Source organism: Pseudomonas sp. NPDC012596 (assembly GCF_042902325.1).
GTDB lineage: Bacteria > Pseudomonadota > Gammaproteobacteria > Pseudomonadales > Pseudomonadaceae > Aquipseudomonas.
Genome location: NZ_JBIBEB010000001.1, coordinates 21312 through 42190 on the forward strand (window position 1 = coordinate 21312; position 20879 = coordinate 42190).

Annotated in this window: 16 protein-coding genes; 9 read left to right on the forward strand and 7 right to left on the reverse strand. The window is 64.7% G+C overall.

What is annotated here, in order from left to right; all coding sequences use genetic code 11:
- The first annotated feature begins 60 nt into the window (after positions 1-60).
- From ACFY68_RS00105 to ACFY68_RS00130, 6 genes are all read left to right on the forward strand, one after another.
- Positions 61-366, forward strand: coding sequence for a MazG-like family protein (locus tag ACFY68_RS00105; RefSeq protein ID WP_387522397.1), 306 nt, complete (start codon positions 61-63; stop codon positions 364-366).
- The gene (locus tag ACFY68_RS00110; RefSeq protein WP_387522399.1) at positions 363-1112 is read left to right on the forward strand and encodes a methyltransferase domain-containing protein; all 750 of its coding nucleotides are present in this window, start codon (positions 363-365) and stop codon (positions 1110-1112) included. Before ACFY68_RS00105 ends, ACFY68_RS00110 begins: the two co-directional genes overlap by 4 nt.
- 21 nt (positions 1113-1133) lie before the next feature.
- The gene (locus ACFY68_RS00115) at positions 1134-1769 is read left to right on the forward strand and encodes a DUF4136 domain-containing protein (RefSeq protein ID WP_387522401.1); all 636 of its coding nucleotides are present in this window, start codon (positions 1134-1136) and stop codon (positions 1767-1769) included.
- 19 nt (positions 1770-1788) lie between these two features.
- Positions 1789-2358, forward strand: coding sequence for a DUF4136 domain-containing protein (locus ACFY68_RS00120; RefSeq protein ID WP_387522403.1), 570 nt, complete (start codon positions 1789-1791; stop codon positions 2356-2358).
- Between the two features lie 97 nt (positions 2359-2455).
- Positions 2456-2926 carry an A24 family peptidase gene (locus tag ACFY68_RS00125; protein ID WP_387522405.1) on the forward strand — a complete coding sequence of 157 codons (471 nt, stop codon included), beginning with the start codon at positions 2456-2458 and terminating at the stop codon, positions 2924-2926.
- A 113-nt stretch (positions 2927-3039) separates the two neighbouring features.
- On the forward strand, positions 3040-3822 hold the full coding sequence (locus ACFY68_RS00130; RefSeq protein ID WP_387522407.1) for a response regulator: 783 nt from the start codon (positions 3040-3042) through the stop codon (positions 3820-3822).
- Between the two features lie 61 nt (positions 3823-3883).
- Here the strand turns inward: ACFY68_RS00130 and ACFY68_RS00135 are convergent, their stop codons facing one another.
- On the reverse strand, positions 3884-5545 hold the full coding sequence (locus ACFY68_RS00135) for a ShlB/FhaC/HecB family hemolysin secretion/activation protein (protein ID WP_387522409.1): 1662 nt from the start codon (positions 5543-5545) through the stop codon (positions 3884-3886).
- A 92-nt stretch (positions 5546-5637) separates the two neighbouring features.
- Complete coding sequence (pbpC, locus tag ACFY68_RS00140) at positions 5638-7992, reverse strand: peptidoglycan glycosyltransferase PbpC (RefSeq protein WP_387522411.1); 2355 nt, start codon at positions 7990-7992, stop codon at positions 5638-5640.
- A gap of 77 nt (positions 7993-8069) precedes the next feature.
- Between pbpC and ACFY68_RS00145 the strand changes: the two genes are divergently transcribed.
- Entirely contained in the window at positions 8070-8363 is a 294-nt protein-coding gene (locus ACFY68_RS00145; RefSeq protein ID WP_054913171.1) for a hypothetical protein, read from the forward strand.
- Between the two features lie 81 nt (positions 8364-8444).
- Here ACFY68_RS00145 and ACFY68_RS00150 read toward each other — a convergent pair whose 3' ends face one another.
- Entirely contained in the window at positions 8445-13346 is a 4902-nt protein-coding gene (locus ACFY68_RS00150; RefSeq protein WP_387522413.1) for an alpha-2-macroglobulin, read from the reverse strand.
- 211 nt (positions 13347-13557) lie between these two features.
- On the opposite strand from ACFY68_RS00150, the gene ACFY68_RS00155 reads away from it, so the two are divergent.
- Complete coding sequence (locus tag ACFY68_RS00155; RefSeq protein ID WP_387522415.1) at positions 13558-14895, forward strand: MATE family efflux transporter; 1338 nt, start codon at positions 13558-13560, stop codon at positions 14893-14895.
- Positions 14896-14969: 74 nt separating this feature from the next.
- Here the strand turns inward: ACFY68_RS00155 and speA are convergent, their stop codons facing one another.
- From speA to ACFY68_RS00175, 4 genes are all read right to left on the reverse strand, one after another.
- Positions 14970-16883, reverse strand: a complete 1914-nt coding sequence (gene speA / locus ACFY68_RS00160; protein ID WP_387522417.1) for an arginine decarboxylase — start codon at positions 16881-16883, stop codon at positions 14970-14972.
- 151 nt (positions 16884-17034) lie between these two features.
- Positions 17035-17406 (reverse strand): translation initiation factor Sui1, encoded by a 372-nt coding sequence (locus ACFY68_RS00165; protein WP_387522419.1) that lies wholly within the window; start codon positions 17404-17406, stop codon positions 17035-17037.
- Positions 17407-17636: 230 nt separating this feature from the next.
- Positions 17637-18170: an NUDIX hydrolase gene (locus ACFY68_RS00170; protein ID WP_387522421.1), complete on the reverse strand. Its 534-nt coding sequence runs from the start codon at positions 18168-18170 to the stop codon at positions 17637-17639.
- Positions 18171-18172: 2 nt separating this feature from the next.
- Entirely contained in the window at positions 18173-19240 is a 1068-nt protein-coding gene (locus ACFY68_RS00175) for a DUF2333 family protein (protein ID WP_387522423.1), read from the reverse strand.
- A 248-nt stretch (positions 19241-19488) separates the two neighbouring features.
- Between ACFY68_RS00175 and ACFY68_RS00180 the strand changes: the two genes are divergently transcribed.
- A complete protein-coding gene (locus tag ACFY68_RS00180; RefSeq protein ID WP_387522425.1) occupies positions 19489-20868 on the forward strand; it encodes a diguanylate cyclase in 1380 nt (459 codons plus the stop codon).
- Positions 20869-20879: the final 11 nt, after the last annotated feature.

The following is a 20879-nucleotide window of genomic DNA, read 5'->3' on the forward strand; positions in this document are numbered from 1 at the left end:
CGAATCCACTTGCTTTGCAACAGGCCTCCACCGAAGCTATGCGGCACTAGGAGACCCGCAATGAACCTGCAAGAACTCACCAAACGCCTGCACCAGATCCGTGACAACAACGACTGGCGCGGCTTCCACAGCCCGAAGAACCTGGCCATGGCCGCCAGCGTCGAAATGGCCGAGCTGGTGGAAATCTTCCAATGGCTCAGCGAAGACCAATCGCGCCAGCTGCCTGACGACAAACTCGCTCACGCCGGGCAGGAGGTGGGTGACGTCGTCCTCTACCTGTTGCTGCTCTGCAGCGAACTGGGCCTGGACATGGAGCAGGTGGTACGGGCCAAGCTGGCCGACACTGAAAGGCGTTTCGCCCGATGAACGACCGTCATTTCGATGAGCTGGCCACCCGCTTCGCCGAGAAAATCTACGGCGGTGCCAAGGGCGCCATCCGGCTGGCTGTGCTGCAGGCCGACCTGGCCGAAGCCCTGCCCGACCGCCCACTGCGGGTCCTCGACATCGGTGCCGGGCTCGGCCACATGGCCCTGTGGCTGGCCCAGCGCGGCCACCATGTGACCCTCGCAGAACCTGCCGCCCCCATGCTTGAAGGCGCCCGCGCGCGCTTTGCTGAGGCCGGCCAGGCCGCCACGTTCATCCAGGCGCCATGGCAGGATTTGCTCGGCCAACTTACCGAGCCCTACGACCTGGTGCTGTGCCACGCCGTACTCGAATGGCTGGCCGAGCCGGAAAGCATCCTGCCGGTGCTGCACCAGCTGACCGCACCCGGCGGCTGGTTGTCGCTGGCCTTCTACAACCGCGACGCACTGGTTTATCGCAACCTGCTCAAGGGCCATTTCCGCAAGCTGCGCAGCAACCGCCTGGAAGGTGAAAAGCAGAGCCTGACCCCACAAAAACCGCTTGATCCGCGTGAACTCAAGGCGCAACTTGAGCCTATCTGGCAAGTCGAAAGCGAGAGTGGTGTGAGAGTGTTCCACGACTACATGCCCAAGGACTTCCAGGCCAAGGCCGAACTGCTCGACTTGCTGGAAATGGAACTGGCCCACCGCCGTCACCCAAGCTTTGCCGGGCTGGGCCGCTACCTGCACTGGATGTGCCGCCCCCGCTGACCTGCCCGCCGGGAGGAATCCATGCCGTACCGCCTGTTATGCCTGGCCTTGCTGCCGCTCGCCCTCTGCGCTTGCCAGGGCAGCAACCCCTACGTTGCCAGCAGCCGCCCGCTACCACCCGCCCCCGCGCAAGCGGCTACCACCTTCGACGCCAGTGCCTACCCGGCACCGGCGCGCGATTATGGGCGCTACCGCAGCTGGAGCTGGCGGGGCGGCCAGCTGCCAAGTGGTACCGCCGATGCCGACCCGGCGCAGCTGGCCGACGCTGTCAGTGGCGCACTCGACCAGCACGGCCTGCGCCCGGCCCGGGGCGCCGCCGGCGACCTGCTGGTGAGTGCCGACATGCGCCTGGAGCGGCGCTTACGCCAGGTACGTGATTACGACTACTACGACCCGTATTACGGCCCGTCCCCCTACGGTGGCGTCGGTTTCGGCGGCTACCGCAACGGCTACGGCGCCTATGGCAGCGTGCCGATCGTGCGCACCTACGAAGTTGAAGTGATGGTGGTGCGCATCGACCTGTTCGATGCCCGCAACGGCCAGCCGGTGTGGAGCGCGAGCGCGGAAAGCGGCAGCGACAAAGGCTCGCCACGTGATCGCGAAAGCGCCTTGCGCGAATCGGTACACAAGGCACTCAGCGGCTATCCTCCCAGTTAACACCTAACGGAGAACCATCATGTTGCGTCGTCTCGTTCTACTGTCATTCGCGTTCTTGCTGGCGGCTTGCTCCAGCAACAACGTCCAGCAGGATTTCGACGCCAGCCGCGATTTCGCCGCCTACCGCAGCTGGGCGTGGCAGGAGCCGGGCCTGCAATACCGCCCGGATGATCCACGGATCAAGAGCGACCTCACCGAACAGCGCATCCGCGCCGCCGTCACCGACCAGCTTGACCAGCGCGGCCTACGCCCGGCCCAGGGCAATGCCCGGCCTGACCTCAAGGTGCGGGCCTACCTGATCGTCGAGCAGCGCCAGCAACAGATCACCACCAACTATGGCGGCGGCTGGGGTGGCTATTGGGGGGGTTACTGGGGCGGGCCGATGTACAACGAGACCCGCAGCGTCGACTACAAGGTGGCGACCATCCAGGTCGACATGTTCGACGGCCGTGACGGCAAGCTGGTCTGGCGCGGCAGTGCCGAGCAAATCATGAACAACTACCCGCCCAGCCCCGATGAGCGCAACAGCGCCATCCAGAAGACCGTGAGCCAAGTGCTGGGCAATTACCCGCCAGGCAGAGCCAAGTAGCCTCCACGTAGCCCGTTCGTCAGATCGCGTCTACCCTGATGAAGACACCTGAGTGAACGGGTAGACGTGTTCAACGAATAGGGATGGCGACCTGCCAATGCAAAGCATTGTTCTCCTGATGTGGCTTGCCTTGTGCTCTGAACAGGATATTCGCGAACGCCAGATCGCCAACATGCTGACCTTGGGCGTAGCAGCGTGCGCCCTGGTCTGGCTGTTCGTCACTGGCCACAGCTGGATCGGTGCCGACGCCAGTGAGGCCGGCTGGGCACTGGCCATCGTCATGCTGCTGACCTTGCCCGGCTACATGCTCGGCCGCTTCGGCGCCGACGACGTCAAATTGATGGGCGCCCTGGCCTTGGCAACCAGCCCGCAATACGTGCTCGGCACCTTCATCGGTGCTGGCGTCAGCGTGCTGGTGTGGTTGCTCATGCGCCGTCGCCTGTGGACCCTGCTCAACCCCAAAGTGAAGAAGCGCCTGCAGGCATTGACCGAAGAAATGGGCGACAAACAAGCCTTCGTGCCCTATGTGCTGGCCGGGTTCATGCTCACAGCTGTATGGATCCAATAATCAATCCCGTTGTCCGATAACTTGTACATGCGTTGTACAGGGTCGCCAGCAGCGTCTATGGTTAAGCTGCCAGAGCGTCTGGCCCGGGAGCAGGGCCGCTTACGAACAGGGAGTTGATCGTGAACAAGTCATTTAGTGAGGTGAAGGTTCTGGTGGTCGATGACCAGCCCCTGATCGTCGAACAGTTGTGCGAGTTCCTCGAAAACCAGGGCCACCATTGCGTGGCGGCTCATTCCACCGACGAAGCCATCGAGCGCTATGTAGCGGATGAGGCGATTGGGCTGGTGTTGTGCGACCTGCACATGCCCGAGCGCGATGGCATCGAGCTGGTTCGGGCGCTGAAGGAAGTTGCCGGGCGCCAGCGCATGTTCGAAGCGATCATGCTCACCGGCCGTGCCGAGAAGCAGGATGTGATCCGCGCCCTGCGCGAGGGTTTCGCCGATTACTACCAGAAGCCCATGGACCTCGACGAATTGCTCGAAGGTTTGCGCCGGCAGGAGAAGGTGCTGCGCGAGCGCAAAGCCAACTTCCAGGACTTGGGTAACCTCAACCAGCGCCTGCAAGACCTGGCAGGGTGCATCGACGAGCTCTATCAGGACCTGGAAAAAGCCCGCGGCCAAGGCGTGCACCGCCGCGCCACCGATGGCGAAGAGCCTGAAAGCGAGCTGCCAGCAGCGTTCGAGAAGCTTTCGCCGCGCCAACTGGAGGTCGCCCGGTTGGTGAGCAAGGGCAAGACCAACTACCAGATTGCCTGCGAGCTGGGGATTACCGAGAACACCGTCAAACTGTACGTCTCGCAGGTGTTGCGCCTCACCCATATGCACAACCGCACGCAGCTGGCACTGGCGCTGACGCCCAGCTCTTCACCGGTGCATCTGCGCTTTACTACCCACTGAGAAACCTGGGGGCGCCGTGCGCCCCCTTTCGCGACGCAGGGCCCCGCCTCCACAGGCAACCTCACTCAAGCTGATAGCTGATGGTCAGCATCAACCGCGGCCCACGGTTCAAGCTGTCCAGCGCCACATCCGCCAACGGCTTGGCCACTTCAACCGCCACACTGCCTAAGCGCCCATCGCCCAGGCGCAGGCCCAGCGCTACCGAACTCATATGCGCATCCTCGAATGGCCCACCGTTGTACCAGGCCTGGGCGGCATCGAGCACGGCATAGGGCTGCAGCAACTTTACCCAGCCGTCACCCGGTCTAATGCTGTAGTTCAGCTCGTAAGCTACCCCCCACCCCTTGTCGCCAGCAGCTTGGTCCCGGGGGTAACCACGGCCGAAATGCTGCCCACCGAACACCGCTCGCTCAGTGTCGGGCACCCTGTCGTCACTCCAGTAAAACGCCGCCGACGCCACGCCCTGCCCACTGTCGAATAGCTGGTCGCTCTGCAAGGCAGAGACCCGAAAGCGCAAGAAGTCCATGTCGTAGTCGGCATCGCTACGAGCCCCAAGGTAATCCAGGCCCTGATAAACCCCGGCACTGACGATGCGCAGCCGACGCGAATCCGCCTTGCGCCAGTCGCCCTCGAATGACAGTGCGCGCACATACGTGTCGTATTCGAGCTGCCCTGCACGCCGATCGTCGATGTGGTCACTCAGCGAATACAAGCGCCCGGACACATTGACCCACTCATCCGGCGCAATCATCAGTGACTGTCCAAGGCCGATCGAATAACGCTCGATTTCACGGCGCTGGGTGACATCGCTGCCATCCTTCAGCCGCACACGCGTGCCCGGCTCAGCGCGATAACGCGCAGCCGACACCAGCAACTGGCTGCCCTGTGCGTCCAGATACTGGCTGTAGTCCAGGCTTTGGTAATGCATCGAATCATCGCCCGGCGGCAGCAGAAAGCGCGCAGTCAGCTGCTCGGCGAAGCGTGTGTGGGCGTTGCTCGACACCTTGAACAGCGCCTGCAGATCGTTGCGGTTACCATCGCTCAGCGTCACATCGGCATCGAACGGCCTGCGCTGCACGCGAAGCGTAAGCCGCGTGTGCCCATCCGGGCCCGGCGCGGCGGCAGCGTGCGCCTCTACCGAAACGCCCGGGAGACGTTGCGTCAAGCCGATAAAGCGCTCGAACGCTTCCTGGGTCAGCGGGCGCTCGGCCTGCAACCGCGCGATCATCTGTTTTAGGTAGGCCGCAGCCGGGCCGATATCGCCCAGCAACTCATAGTCATGGATGTACCCTTCCACCAGCACCACCTGCACGCGGCCTTCGGCGAGGTCCTGCGGTGGCAGGTAGGCATACGACAACGGGTAGCCGTCACGCCGGTAACGCTGGGTCAGCCGCTCGGTGAACTGCTGCAGCTCGCCCACCGAGATCATGTGGCCGATCAGGGGCTGGTAGTGCTCACGCAACTCGCTCAGCGGATAGACCGTGCCCCCCTCGAAGCGCACCTTGTGCAAGCGCAGGCGCGTGTCCGCCGGCAGCGCGGCGGCGCCGGTGCCAGGCACTGCAAGTCGCAGCTGCGTGGCACCAGGTAGGTAGTGTTCAACCGGCAGGTTCGCGGTGGGCAGGCGACGCTCGTACTCGTGGCTGTCGAGAAACCCCGGCAACGGTTCGGCACGGGCCAGGCTGGCCCAGGTCAGCAGCAACAGGGGCACGACCAGAGGACGCATAGGACGCTCCACAATCCCTTGGGCGCCGGGGCGTCGGCCGGTCACACCCGTCACCAGCAAGCGTAGGTGCTGCCCCGGCAAACGTCGAACGGCTAGTCGCTGACTTGAAACGCTACCCGTGCGGTTTCACCGCTCTCGTCCAGCGCGCTCAGCTCGACCTGCCCGGCGTGCTCGAAGCGAACCAGCAGGCTGTCCTGGCCTTCGGTTTCGCCCAACGGCTGGCCGTTCACGAACCACCAACGCCGCCCACCTCCACCCAGCGCCGAGACATGCAGTTGCAACGGCTCGGCGCTGGTCGCTGGGCGGCGCAGGTTGTCACCGCTGCGTACGCCCACAATGGCCAACGGCGGCGCACTGGCAGGCACCTGGGGTGGGCAGCTAGGGTCAACCGCCGGCAACCGAGCGGCTCGCCGCTCCACACGCCCCAGCCACGGCTCCAGCGGCGCCGGCCAGAGGGCGATGTCGCGCGCCTTCGCGCCTGGGCAGCTGCCATCCACACGCAAACCCTGGGCGTTGACCCACACGCTCTCGCGCAAGCCCAAACCGAGCGGTTGGTCGGCCGCCTGCAGGGTGGGTGGCGTGGTGCCGTCGAGTGTCCAGGCAAAACGCTGGCGCCTGCAGTTCGGGTGCTGGCGGTTCATGGGCTGGCCCAGCGGCCAGCAAATCGCGGCGACTCCAACGCTGCCCGGCACCTGCTCGACCGGCACGGGCAGCCCTCGCTGGCTGTCGCGGTTGCTCAGCAGGTCGTGAACCTGCAGCATCAGCGGTGCTGCCGAGGCCAGGCCGAACTGCCCAGGCACCGGGGTGCCATCGGGGCGGCCAATCCATACACCTATCAAGTAGCGCGGCCCGACACCGATCGACCATGCATCGCGAAAGCCGTAACTGGTGCCTGTTTTCCAGGCCAGCTGAGGGCGCTGTACCAGTTCGGCATGTGGGTCGCGGTCAGGCCGTGCCTGGCCGCTGAGGATGCGCCGAATGATCCATGCCGCCCCCGGCGACAACAGGCGCCGCTCCACTAGCGGGTCCTGGGGTTGCAGGCGCACCCGAGCGCTGTTGCCGCCCCGAGCGAGCGCCGCATAGCCACCGACCAGCTCTTCCAGGCGGCTGCCGGCCCCCCCGAGGATCAACGACAGGTTGGGCTCGGCCAGGGGCGGCAGCGCCAGCGGCATGCCGGCCATGCGCAACTCTGCAGCGAAGCGCTTTGGCCCGTACGCTTCAAGCAACTGCACCGCCGGCAGGTTGAGCGACAAGGCCAGCGCCGAACTGGCCGAGACCGGGCCGCTGAAACCCATGGAGAAGTTGCCGGGGCGGTAGTCGCCATAGCGGCGCGGCACATCCTGCAGCAGGGATTCGGAATGGATCAGGCCATCGTCCAGCGCCATGCCATACAGGAACGGCTTCAGTGTCGAGCCTGGCGAGCGCAGCGAGCGGACCATGTCGACATGCCCAAAGCGGCGCTCATCGGCAAGGTCGACCGAGCCCAGGTAGGCGCGCACGGCCATGCTCTGTGCGTCGACCACCAGCACCGCGGCCGAGGTGCGCTCGGGCAGGCGCGCACGCCAGCCCAGCAGCAGGTCTTCGAGGCGCCGTTGCAACGAGGCATCGAGGGTGGTGCGGATCAGCGGCGGGCTGCCGGGGGTATTCAGGCGGCGCGCCAGCAGCGGCGCCAGGGCAGGCTCCTGGCGCGGTGCCAATAGCAAAGGCTCTTCGGCGGCTTCCTTCAGTTGCTGGGCAGGCCACACCTGGTACTCGCCCAGGCGTTGCAGCACCTTGTCGCGGGCACGCTGGGCACGCGCGGGATGGCGGTCCGGGCGCAAACGGCTGGGCGCCTGCGGCAGCACCGCCAACAGCGCCGCCTCGGCTGGGGTGAGGTGCATCGGCGACTTGCCCAGGTAAGCCCAGCTGGCTGCTGCCACCCCCTGCAACGTGCCGCCAAACGGCGCGCGATTCAGGTAGATCTGCAAGATTTCACGCTTGGGCAGGTGCCACTCCAGCTGCGCCGTGCGCCACAGTTGCCGCAGCTTGCCAGCCAGCGTGCGATCGTGCGGGTCGAGCAGCCGCGCCACCTGCATCGACAGCGTGCTGCCGCCAGACACCACGCGCCCGCCGCGCAGGTTGAGCCAGGCCGCGCGCACCAGCGCCAGCGGGTTGACCCCCGGGTGGCGGTAGAACCAGCGGTCCTCGTAGGTCAGCAGCGCCTGCAGGTACAACGGCGAAACCTCCTCGGGGCTGACCGGGTAACGCCACACACCATCGGCATCGGCGAAGCGCCACAACGGTGTGCCGTCTTCCGCCAGCACCACCCGCGCCAGGTCATCAGCCGGCATGGGCAGCGGCCAGATACGGTCAGCCAGCCACAACAGGCCAAGCAACGCGACCACGGTGACCACACCGGCACGCAGGAACCTTCCCGCTCGCGTGCGCGGCCGGGCTAAGCTTGGCATCGGGAACCGACCTGGCCAGGTAATGGCCAAAGGCTTGGGAACGGCAACCTCGCCGATTCGTTCATCAGGAAGCAACTATGCATGTAGAAGGTTTTTTCGAGTGGCTTGGCCAGGCACTGGGTTCGTTGATCCGCTTCATCGTCGACGCATTGAGCGGCTTGTTCAACCTGTTGGCCAACGCCGGGGGCAACTTCATCGATGGCCTGGCACGCACGTTGGGTATGGACACCTCACTGGTCAGCATCCTCGCCCTTATCGTCGGTTTGATGCTGCTGTACTCGGCGATCCGCGCTTTCATGCGCGCCTCGATCATCCTCGGGATCATCTGGCTGGTGCTGGGGTTGTGGGTGATGAGCTGGGTGATTCATTAAGCTTCAAGCTACAAGCTTCAAGCCGATTGGCGATGGAAGACCCACCGCGTTTGGCTTTGTCTTGTAGCTTGCAGCTGCACGTTAGCGCCCTATGACGGTCATCTCACCCTGCCCATCACCCACCGCCTGCAGGTTCGGCCGGTACATCGACTCGACCTGCGGGGGCGGCACGCGGTAGGTGCCCGGGGTTACCGCACGGGCCAGGTACAGCAGGTGGGTGGTGCCATAGCCGTCGAGCTTGAGCGCCGCCACATAACGGTCATCACGGTACTCCTGATGCACCACGCTGGCGTTCTGCATCGACTCGCGCCACTGCTTCACGGCGCTGCTGGCGTTGTCCAGGCTGGCAGCGCTCTGCGCCAGGTTCTGGTTTTCCAGCTCCAGGCCCGCCGGCAGCAGGTCGACCACCAGCGCATCCGGCACCGCGTCGCTGGCCTTGAGTGCCAGGTGTACCAGCACCAGGTCGCCGCTGCGCAGGTTGTGCAGGTCCAGCGCCTGGCCATTCATGCCCAGGTACTCACGGCGGATCTCCATGCCATTACCGCCAGCGGCAGGCGCCTGGCGCGGGTAGCCGGAGAGCGTCAGTTGCTGGTACACGGTTTCGCTGCCTTCGTTCTGCAGGCTCAGCGGCGAAGCCAGCAACGGGCCTTCCAGCTTCATGCCTGACTCCCCATTGTTGAACTCACGGACCTCACCGGCACTGTCCAGGCGCGCCTTCCATGGGCTTTCCGGCTTGCCGAGCAAGCCCCGGCCGGCAAGGAACAACGCATTGCGTTCCTGGGTCGACAGCCAGCGGTTGGCTGCCAGCTCGTCGGACAGCGCGAACAGGCGCTGGTCGACCTGGTTGCTGGCCAGGTTGCTCTCTTGCAACAGCGCCAGGATCAACGCCTGGTCCCGCAGGCTGCTGCCGTAATCGGCCATCCAGCCCTTGCTGCGGCTGATGCCCAGGCCCGCCTGCAGGGCCTCCTGGGCACGCGGCTTGTCGCCCATCTTGTCCAGCGCCACCGCCAGTTGCACCAGCGGCAGGCCGGAGCGTGCGTCGGCGCGGCGTTCGAACAGGCTGCGCAAGGCACCCAGCGGCGCCTGTTGGCTGCGCGACAACACCAGCGCGGCGTAAGCCTGCACGGCAAAGCGGGTGTGCTCGGCGTTCTGGCTGTAGTCGACCTCGATCAGGTTGCGCTCCTGCAGGTAACGTAGCAGGCGCTCGCTGGCCTTCTTCAGCGCCTCGGCCGGCACACCGTAACCCTGGTCGCGGGCGCGCAGCAGGAAGTCGGTAACGTAGGCGGTCAGCCAATACTCTTCTTCACTGTCCGAACTCCACAGGCCGAAGCTGCCGTTGTAGCGCTGCATTCCCAGCAAATGCTCGATGCCCATCTCTATCTTGCGCTTGCGCACGTCGGCCGGCTCGCCCTTGATGCCCAGGCGCTTGAGGCTCTCGGCGTCGGCGTAGAGCGAGGGGTACAGGCCGCTGGTGGTCTGCTCCAGGCAGCCGTAGGGGTAGGCTTCGAGTGCGCGAATCTGCTCGGCCAGGTTAAGCGGTGGGCGGCTCGACAGGGCCAGGCTGGCTTCCAGCCCAGCAGGCTCGAAGGCGGCCAGGTCGGCTTCCGGCAAGGTCCACGGCTGGTCCTTGAGGGCCACCCGGTAGTGCTTGAGCATTGCCGGGTAGGCCGGGCGGATGCCCAGGGTCCATTCGCGCTCGAAGGCATTCACCGCCTCGCCCGGCAGCTTCAGGCCATTGACCCGCACATGCACCTTGCCCTGGCCCAGGCCGCCCTGAGCCTGCACCGGAACCATCAGCGTGGTGCGCTGGCCTTCGGCCAAGGCCACAGTCTGCTGCGCGCTCGCCGCCAGGCTCAACTGGCCCTCGGTGGTGATGTCGACGCTCAGTTGCTGAGCGCTGCCAGACAGGTTGGCCAGGTCCAGCGCCAGGCTGGTGCGGTCGCCACCGGCGAGGAAGCGCGGCGCCGAAAGCTCGGCGATCAGCGGCGCGGCCACTACAGTTTTGCCCTCGGCCATGCCGAAGTGCTCTTCGGTCCAAGCCTGGGCCATCAGCCGCAGCTCCCCGTTGAAATCCGGGATATCGACCGTCGCCTCGCCTTCGCCCTGCTCATTCAGGGTTACCGGCAGGCTCTGCTGGGCAACGATGGTCACCGTAGTGTTAGGGCGCTTGCCGCCCTTGGCCATGGCCGCGTCACCACCGAACGCCAGGCTGGCGAGGCGGCCCTGGCCGGCTTCGATCAGCTGACCGTAGATATCCAGCTGGTCGGCGCCGTAGGCTTTGCGGCCAAACAGGCTTGCGAATGGGTCTGGGGTCTTGAAGTCGGTGATGTTGAGGATGCCCACGTCGACTGCGGACAACAGCACATGCACCTGTTTGGGGATGCTGCCGTCGGCATTAGCGGCCTTGAACTTCACTGTAAGAGGCTGCTTGGGCCGCATCTTCTCCGGCGCCTGCAGGCTGACCGCAAGCTTGCGCTCGGCACGGCCAAGCGGCAGGTGCAGCACGCCCACAGCACGCTTGGGCGTGGCATTGGCCTTGCGCTCGCCCGGGCGAATCACCAGGGTGCTGATGTAAAGGTCGTGCCGTGCCCACTTTTTGTCCAGCTGCACGTCGAAGGTCTTGCCCTCGGCCGGCACGTCGATTTCCTGCCACCACAGCGGGCCATCGCTGGACTCGATCATCAGGTACCCGGTACCGGCGGCTGGGGGCGTGACGGTGACCTTTGCCGTGTCACCGTCGGCGTAGGCGGGTTTGTCCAGTGCCAGTTTGACCTGGTCGGGGCGCACCGCGCCGCCTTCGGCGTTGTCCTGGGCGCGATAGCCCGCCCAGAAGCGTTCGCTGGAAACCAGGCCAGTCTCAGGGTCTTCCACCTCGACCCGGTACGGGCCCCACTCGACCTGGAAGGTCAGCTTGGCGGTAGAGCCGGCTTTGACCTGAATGTTTTCCTCGCTCTGGGTGAGGAATTTTTCGTTGTAGTTGTAGCTCCAGCCGTCGCTCTGCGAGTAGTTCCAGTAGTAGTCGCGGCGTTCGCGGACCAAGCGAACCTTCAGGTCGTTGGCTGCCAGCTTGTTGCCGTCGCGGTCCGCAACCAGGAACTCGAATTCCACCGGGCCGTCACTGTCGGTCTCTTCGCCATCGAACAGACCACGCAAGCCAGGCAAGCGCTCGGCAGGCCAGATTGGCTGTTCGAGGCGGCGGGTTATCGGGCGGCCACCAGACTCCTGCAGGCTGGCCTGCACGGTCAGTTGCAGTGGCGAACGGGCTTCGGCCCACCGGCTTTCAATAGCGACCGTGGCCTTGCCGGCCTGGTCGAGGGTAACTTCGTCCAGCTCCAGGTCCTGGTTCAATTCGCTCTCGGTCACAGAGCCGAACTGGTAGCCAGGCAGCGCGGGCACCGCTTCGCGAAGGGGGCGAACGTAGGCCTGGCCGCTCAGGCGATTGCCGGCTGCCGGGGCACCATAGAGGTAACGACCGTTAATCTGGATCTCTGCAGCCTGGTCCGGCGAAAGCGGCGTGCTGCTGCCTTTGAGTTCCAGCGCCAGCCGCTCGGGGAGGAAGTCCTCGACGAGGAATTCGTAGACCTGTTTGTGCCCACCGCCAAGGTCGAGCAGCAGCTGCCATCGGCCGGTCGGGGCTTCTGTGGCCAGTTGCAACTGATACTGATACAGGCCATTGGCATCGGCCTCCCAGACGAACTTGCGGCTCACCTGTTCATCCGGTCGGCGCACTTCCACGCTTACCGGCTGGGCCTTGACCGGCTTGCCGTCCTGGTCACGCAGCAGGCCGTTGAGCAGCACCGTCTCCCCCGGGCGGTACAGGTCGCGCGGGCCAAAGATGAAGAACTGCAAGGGGTTGGCCTGGGGGCCGGTGATGTCGAATTCGGCCAGGTCCAGGGCTGCCGTGTTCAGGCGCAGCAGCGTGGTATGTACGCCTTGGGTAGCGATCAGGGTGTCGGCCTTGGCTGTGATGGGCAACTGGGCATGGCCGTCGCCATCGGTCTTGGCCTGGGCCAGCAGCTTGCCCTTCTCGTCATGCAGCTCGAGGTTCACATCCTTCAGTGCCTTGCCACCCTCCAGCGCCTGGGCAAATACATCGAGGCGGTCGCGATAGCGGTGGGCAGACACGCCGATGTCGCTGAGGGTGAACAGCGTTGCCGGCTGCGAGTAGTCGTAGGTGCCCGAGGCACGCATCACGGCCAGGTACACGCCCGGCTCTTGCAGCGGCTTGATCCCGGCGATCGGCAGCAGCACCGTTTCGCGCGTGTTGCGGGCCGGGTTGAGGTCAAAGCGGCCGCTGTAGACCAAGTCTGCCAGGGCCAGGGTTTCCTTGGACTGGTAGTAGTACAGGCTGCTGTTGCGCCCCCAGTTGACCAGGAAGGTCGACAGCATCTCGGGTTTTACCCGGAAGAACTCGACATCGACCTTGTCGACGTTCAGGGCAATCACCGGCAGGCCCTCGGCCAGGCGGGTGGGCAGCAACGAGCCGCGGCTGGCAAAGCCGATGGTCGGCTGCATGTCGCGGGTTTCCAGGCGGGTGACCGATTCGCTGTCGAGCTGCTTGCCGTTCACCGCCAGCAGGCCTTTGTCGACGGTCAGCACCAGTTTGCGCTGCGGCTCCAGGTGGCGCAGGCGCAGTTCCATCTGGTTGTCGGAGAGTTCCCAGGCACCGTCCACCTTGCCTTTGACGGTGTCGACCAGGTGCAGTTTGGTGGCGAAGTCCTGCTTGGCGTCCAGCGGTGCGGAAAAACTGACCGACAGGGTGCTGGCACCATCGAGCTGCACTTCCGAGACATCCAGCACGGACAGTTCGCGGCCCTCGTAACGCTTGGCGAGCACCGCGGGGTCCTCGCGCTTGGGCGCCGGGGCCTCGGCTGCAGCAGTCGCGGCCGGCTTTTCGGTAGCGGCGGGTTTGTCCGGCGTCGAGGAATCACAGGCACTGAGCAGGGCCAGCGCGCAGGCCAGCAACAATCCTTTGTTGAACATGGAGTGGGGACTCTTTGGCAGCGTGTACGTGAGGGCGCAACTATAGCGCAACGGCAGGTGGCTGGCCGGTACAATGCGGCTATTCGATCCAAAAGGGGGCGCTGCGCGCCCCAATCGCCGGCAAGCCGGCTCCCACAGCGTCCTCAGCGCCGGCAAAGGCGGTGCATGCCCCGTGGGGGCTGGCTTGGGCCCCGCTTACCCAGGACTTCAAATGTCGCAAATTGCCACCGACTGGCAGCACCGTCTCACCCATCGCAAGGTCTGGGCCCTGGCCGCGCCGATGATCCTGTCCAACATCTCGGTGCCCCTGGTGGCACTGGTAGACAGCACGGTAATCGGCCACCTGCCCCACGCCCACCAGCTTGGCGCAGTGGCGGTGGGCGCCACGCTGTTCACCTTCATGGTCGGCCTGATGGGCTTCTTGCGCATGGGCTCCACCGGGTTCGCCGCCCAGGCAGCGGGCCGCGCGGACGGCGCCGCGCTACGCCAGGTCCTGGTGCAAGGCCTGCTGCTGGCGCTTGCTTTCGCCTTGCTCATCGGCCTGCTCGCCCTGCCCTTCAGCCAGCTGGCGCTGCACGCGATGCAACCGAGCGAGGCCTTGCAACAATCCACCGAAGCCTTCTTCCACACGCGCTTGCTCGGCCTTCCTGCAGCACTGGCCAGCTACGCGCTGGTCGGCTGGTTCCTCGGCACCCAGAATGCCCGTGCGCCGCTCGCCATTCTGCTGACCACCAACCTGCTGAACATTGCGCTCAACCTCTGGTTTGTACTGGGTCTGGGCTGGGGGGTGCTGGGCTCGGCGCGGGCATCGGTAATCGCCGAGTGGGCTGCGGCGCTGCTCGGCCTGGCCCTCACCCGCCCTGCCCTGCGCGCCTACCCCGGCCATATCGCCTGGGCGGCACTCAAGCGCTGGCAGGCCTGGCGGCCGTTGCTGGCGGTGAACCGCGACATCTTCCTGCGCAGCCTGGCGCTGCAGTTGGTGTTTTTGTTGATCACCGTGCAGGGCGCGCGCCTGGGTGAAGCCACGGTGGCGGCCAATGCGCTGCTGCTCAATGGCCTGCTGCTGACTGCCTACGCCCTCGACGGCCTGGCGCATGCGGTGGAGGCCCTTTGCGGCCATGCCATCGGCGCGCGCGACCGCGACACCTTGCGCCGCTCACTGGTGGTGGCCTGTGGCTGGTCGTTGATCACCAGCTTGGGCTTTGCCGGGTTGTTCCTGCTGGCTGGGCACTTGTTCATCGACCTGCAGACCGATATTGCCAGCGTACGCGCGGCTGCCTACCCGTACTTGCCGTATCTGGCGGTACTGCCGTTGGTGGCGGTGTGGAGTTATTTGCTCGATGGGCTGTTCATCGGCGCAACGCGGGCACGGGAGATGCGCAACGCGATGCTGGTTTCAGTGCTGATTGCACTGCCGTTGGCGTGGGCCATGAGTGGCTTTGGCAACCATGGGTTGTGGTTGGCGTTCCTCGGCTTCATGGCGTTGCGGGCGGTGACGCTGGGGTGGGTGGGGTGGCGGTTGCAGCAAAAAGGGTTGTGGGTTCACTGAAGCTGGGGCTGCTTTGCAGCCCTTTCGCGACACAAGGCCGCTCCCACACATAAAAGTGGAAGCGGCCCCGGCGGTTACGACGACAGGTAAGAAGACCGGGTCAGCCCCAGGCGCAGCGCATCGAGGAACTGGGTGCGCTCGCGGGCGGTGATCTTCGCGCTGGCCACCTTGTCACGGTAGTGGGTCATCAACTCCTCCGGCGACAGGTGCACGTAGCGCAGCATGTCTTCGATGGTGTCGTGGGTCTCGATGCCGGCGTGGTACACGCTGCCATCGGCGTTCTGGTAGATGTTCACCGAATCGGTGTCACCGAACAGGTTGTGCATGTCGCCGAGGATTTCCTGGTAGGCGCCGACCAGGAATACGCCCAGCAGGTAGTCCTCGCCCTCGTTGAGCGCATGGACCGGCATGCTGGTCTCGATGCTCTGCTCGTCGACGTACTGGTTGATCTTGCCGTCGGAGTCGCAGGTCAGGTCCTGCAGCACAGCGCGGCGCAGCGGCTCCTCGTCCAGGCGGTGCAGTGGGATGATCGGCAGCACCTGGCCGATGGCCCAGGTGTCCGGCAAGCTCTGGAACACCGAGAAGTTGCAGATGTACTTGTCGGCCAGCTTGTCATTGAGCTCGTCCAGCACCTGGCGGTGGGAGCGCTGGCGGGCCTTGAGCGAATTGTGCAGGCGACGGCACACGGCGAAGTAGCACTGCTCGGCCAGGGCTTTCTCGGCCAGGCTGATCTTGCCATCGGCATACTGCGCTGCCACGTCACCCATGTAGTGGGTGGCGCGCCAGTAGGTTTCGGTGACCATCTCGATGTCAGTCGGGCCGAGCAGGTCGGCCAGCCACTGAACGGTCTCGGGCAGGCTTTCCTTGTTTTCGATGGTCGGTACGTCGTCGTTATGCTTCTCGACGTCGGTCACCTGGATCACCAGCATGGCGTGGTGCGCGGTCAGCGAACGGCCGCTCTCCGAGAAGATATGCGGGTGCGGCAGGCCCTGCGCGTCGCAGAACTCCTTGAGCATGCCCACCACTACACCGGCGTAGTCGTCCATGTCGTAGTTGATCGAGCTGGCGTTGCGCGAGTGAGTACCGTCGTAGTCCACGCCCAGGCCACCGCCCACGTCGATGTGGTCGACCGGCAAGCCCAGCGCGCGCAGCTCGCCGTAGTAACGGATGGCTTCCTTGAAGCCGTGCTGGTAGTCGGCCAGGTTGGCGATCTGCGAGCCCATGTGGAAGTGCAGCAGGCGGATGCCCTGGTCCAGGCCGGCATCGCGGAAGCGCTGCACCACCGAGATCAGCTGGGCAGCCGACAACCCGAACTTGGATTTCTCCCCACCGGTATCAGCCCACTTGCTCGAAGCCAGCGACGACAGGCGCACACGCAGACCGACCTGCGGCTTGACCTTCAGGTCGGCAGCCTCTTCGATCACCAACGCCACTTCGGACTCTTTCTCGATGACGATGAACACGTTGTGGCCGAGCTTCTGGCCCATCAGCGCCAGGCGGATGAACTCACGGTCCTTGTAGCCGTTGCAGACGATGGTGCCGCCCTTCGGCGCCAGCGCCAGCACAGCCAGCAGCTCGGGCTTGGAGCCGGCTTCAAGGCCGATCGAGACGTTCTGGGTGGCGATGATGTTTTCCACCACCGCTTCCTGCTGGTTGACCTTGATCGGGTACAGCGCGGTGTACTGGCTCTGGTATTCCAGGCGCGCGATATTGGCGTCAAAGGCACCGGTCAGCTGGCGCACGCGGTCCTGCAGAATATCCGGGAAACGCACCAGCAGCGGCAGCGACAAACCGCTCTGGCGCAGCTCGTCGACCTGCTCGAACAGGTCGATCGGCGCGCTCTCGGGGCCGTTGGGGCGCACTTCGACGCGCCCGGCTTCATTGATGGCGAAATAACCAGCGCCCCAATGGCGGATGCCGTAAACACTGCGGCTGTCGGCCACGGTCCATTGGCTACCATCGTCTTTGCGTGTGCGTCGTACGGACATTCAAGTCCCCTATAGATAAGTCGAAGACACTGCCCCGCAGGCAGCGGGGCGAGTGTAAAAGCTGAAAATGACGATTCATCCGTGCTCAGGCATAGACCCTGGCCACGGGAACGAGTTTAGAAAGCACTGGGCAAAAAATCGCGCGATGGCCTCAGCCGCCGGACTTTTTCGCCTTGAAACCCTGTTTGGTCAGCTCGCCGATCAACAGCTCGACATGGTCGCCCTGGATCTCGATAACCCCGTCTTTCAGGGCACCGCCGGTGCCGCAGCGGCGTTTGAGCGTGGTGGCCAGCTCTTTGAGCTGGCCAGGCGGCAGCGGCACGCCGGTGACGGTCGTCACGGTCTTGCCGCCACGGCCTTTGCTCTCGCGGCGCACACGGGCAATGCCGTCGCCTTCGGGAAGGGTTTGCTGCTTGCAGATGCAGGCATCCACCGGCTGGCTACAGTCGGGGCAGTGCCGACCAGCGTCGGTGGAGAACACGAGACCGCCAAGGGCGGAAAAGGAAGAAGCTTTCTTGGCCACTTTTGTTCCTCTGTGCTGAGGACAAAAACTGGTCGGCGGGAGCCGACCGCGAAGCCCCACTCTGGCAGGGGCGGCGCTACTGCCGCAAGTACCTGCGACAGCCCGAAAAGGGCGCGCAGTGTAACGATAAATCGGGCGGTTGTGTAGGAGCGGATTTATCCGCGAACAGGGCGTAGTCCTTGCCATGAAATGCAGGTGTCTGGACCGGCGCCTCGCGGATGAATCCGCTCCTACGGGCTGGCTTTATATCGCTGCAAAGCCGCCAGCGAGTCAGGGCAATAGGGCAGTACTTTGCTCTCAGCCTCCGCCTGGGCGACGGTGACAAACCTAGCCTCGATCACCTCTTCCGGCTGCAACCGCAGGGGCGCATCGGACACCGCCGAATACACCGCACACCACAGGTGGTTGCCTGGTTGGTCGAAGTAGAAGCGCTCATGAAAGCGCAATTCGGCACCTTCCACCCCCAGCTCCTCGGCCAGTTCGCGTGCCGCTGAATCGGCGTAAGCCTCGCCCGCCGCCACCATGCCGCCGGCCGCCACATCCCAGTAACCGGGGTACAGCGCCTTGCTCAAGGTACGACGGTGCACGCACAACTCACCGGCACCATTGAAGAGCAGAATGAACGTGCAGCGGCCGATCAGGCCGCGCTCACGCAGTTCAGCCCTGGGCAGGGCGCCGAGCACCTGGTCGGCTTCGTCCACCCAGGCGACCAACTCGCGGTCGGAGGCCGCCCGGTGGGCGGCCTCGTTTGGGCTGATGGCCATGTTCAACCTTGCGACAGCAGCTGACGCAGGTCGATTACCGCAGCGTTTGCCCGCGAGATGTAGTTGGCCATGACCAGCGAGTGGTTGGCCCACATGCCGAAGCCGCTGCCGTTGAGCACCATCGGGCTCCACAGCGGTTCCTGCGAGGCTTCCAGTTCACGGATGATCTGGCGCACGCTGACGGTGGCGTTCTTCTTGGCCAGCACGTCGGCGAAGTCCACCTCGATGGCACGCAACAGGTGCGACAGCGCCCAGGCCTGGCCGCGGGCTTCGTAGAACACGTTGTCGATCTGCAGCCACGGGGTTTCGACCACTTCCTCATCCACCTGCGGCGCCTGGCCAGCAACCACCGACTCGGTTTTCAGGTTGGTGTTGAGCTTGACCCGGCCAACGCTGGCCGACAGGCGCTGCGACAGCGAGCCAAGACGCGTGGCGACATCACCCAGCCAGTTGTTAAGGTTGTCAGCACGGGTGTAGAAGATCGCACCCTTGTCGCCGGCGGCCAGACGGGTCTGGTAGCGCGAGAGCGACTTGATGCCCTCTTCGAACTCCGATTCGCTCGACGGCAGGATCCAGCTCTTGTTGTCAAAGTTGAAACGCGGCTCGGCCTTGGCCAGGTCGGCGTCTTCGGTGGACTGCGACTGCGAGCGGGCGAAGTCCTTGCGCAGGGCACGGGACAGATCACGCACCTGCACCAGCACGCCATATTCCCAGCTCGGCATGTTGTCCATCCACAGGCCCGGCGGGAAGCGGTCGTTGGAGATATAGCCACCCGGCTTGTTCAGCAAGGTACCGGCCACGGTCTTGAGGGTTTCGATGGTGGTGTAGCCGATCACCATCTGCTGGCCGTTGCGCTCGGCCGCCGCCTGGGCATTCTGCTGCACCGGGAACAATTCCGGCTCCTGGCTCCAGTACCAGCCCAGGCCAATACAGACCAGCAGGTACAACCCGATCAGGGTCCCCAGGGCACGGCTCCAGAGCCCACCCAAGTAGCTACGGGCGGCAGCGCCGCGGCCGTCGACACGCTCACGGGGCTCGGCTTTGGCCTCGCGGTTTTTCCAGTCCAGCATGGCTTTTGTCCTTAATCAGTCACGACGGTTCAGGGGCTTTGACCACAGGCGTTCGCCAGGGTGCCACGGCAAGCCCGTGTAGCTGCACTATAAAGCAGACACTGCCGTACGCATAAGCGACCAGTGGGTCAGTAACTGAATATTCGTTATCAACGCTTTGTTGATGCTGCGCACGCGCACGCCTCAAAAGAGCTGCTAGCATAGAGCCATCATCGCACCTGCACCTCCCACCTATAAGTAGTCAGGACATGACCCAAGCCGCGGAGCCGAGCCAAGAGCGCCTCAAGCAGGAGCTCGACCACCTGCTGCAACGCCTTTCGCGCACCCGCTTGCGCGAAGGCGACCCTCCCGATCAGGCGCTGCTGCGACCGGCACGTAAACCCGTGTACCTGTTGTTGCGTGACCACGAGCGGGCCGAGCGCCTGGCCCAGCAGCTGGAGTTCTTCGGCCTGAGCGTGCAGCCGCTGCCCAACGCCGTCGCATTCATGGCGTCTGTGGCTGAACAACCGCCCGCAGCCATTGTGATGGATGTCGACTTCGACGGGCCTGGGGGCGGCGTGCCGTTGGCCGCATGCGTACAGCAAGGCCAGGAACAAACCTTTCCACTGTTGTTTTTCAGCCACCACGAAACCGACACGCCCACCCGCCTGGCGGCCGTGCGCGCGGGTGGGCAGGCGTTTCTGACCGGCACGCTGGAGGCCTCCAGCCTGCTGGAAAAGCTCGAGATGATCACCAGCACGGCCCCGCATGATCCGCTGCGGGTGCTGATCATCGACGACTCACGCACCCAGGCGCTGCATACCGAGCGCGTGTTGGCCAATGCCGGCATGATCACCCGCAGCCTGACCGACCCGATCCGCACCATGGCCGAGCTGGCCGAGTTCCAACCCGACCTGATCATCCTCGACTTGTACATGCCAGGCTGCTCCGGCCCGGAACTGGCCAAGGTGATCCGCCACAACGACCGCTATGTCAGCGTGCCGATCATCTACCTGTCGGCCGAGGACGACCTGGACAAACAGCTCGACGCAATGAGCGAAGGCGGCGACGACTTCCTGACCAAGCCAATCCGCTCGCGCCACCTGATCACCACGGTGCGCAACCGTGCCGCCCGCGCCCGCCACCTCAAAGCACGCATGGTCCGTGACAGCCTGACCGGTTTGTACAACCACACGCATATTTTGCAACTGCTCGAAGACTGCAGCTTCCGCGCCCGCCGCGAGCGCCAGCCGCTGAGCTTCGCCATGCTCGATATCGACCACTTCAAGAAGATCAACGACCACCATGGCCACCCCATGGGTGACCGGGTGATCAAGAGCCTGGCGTTGTTCCTCAAGCAACGCCTGCGCAAAAGCGACTTCATCGGCCGCTACGGCGGCGAAGAATTCGCCATCGTCATGCCCAACACCGCGCTGGACGCTGCGCACAAGGTGCTCGACGAGATTCGCCGGCGCTTTGCCGAGATTCTCTACCCGGCGCAGCCCAGCGACCTGCAGTGCACGTTCAGTGCCGGGGTGGTGCAGATGGATGAAGAACTCGATGCATTGACCATGGCCAGTGCAGCTGACGAGGCGCTGTATCGGGCCAAGCATGCGGGTCGCAACTGCGTGGTGCGGGTAGAGCCTTAGCGTTCAATCGC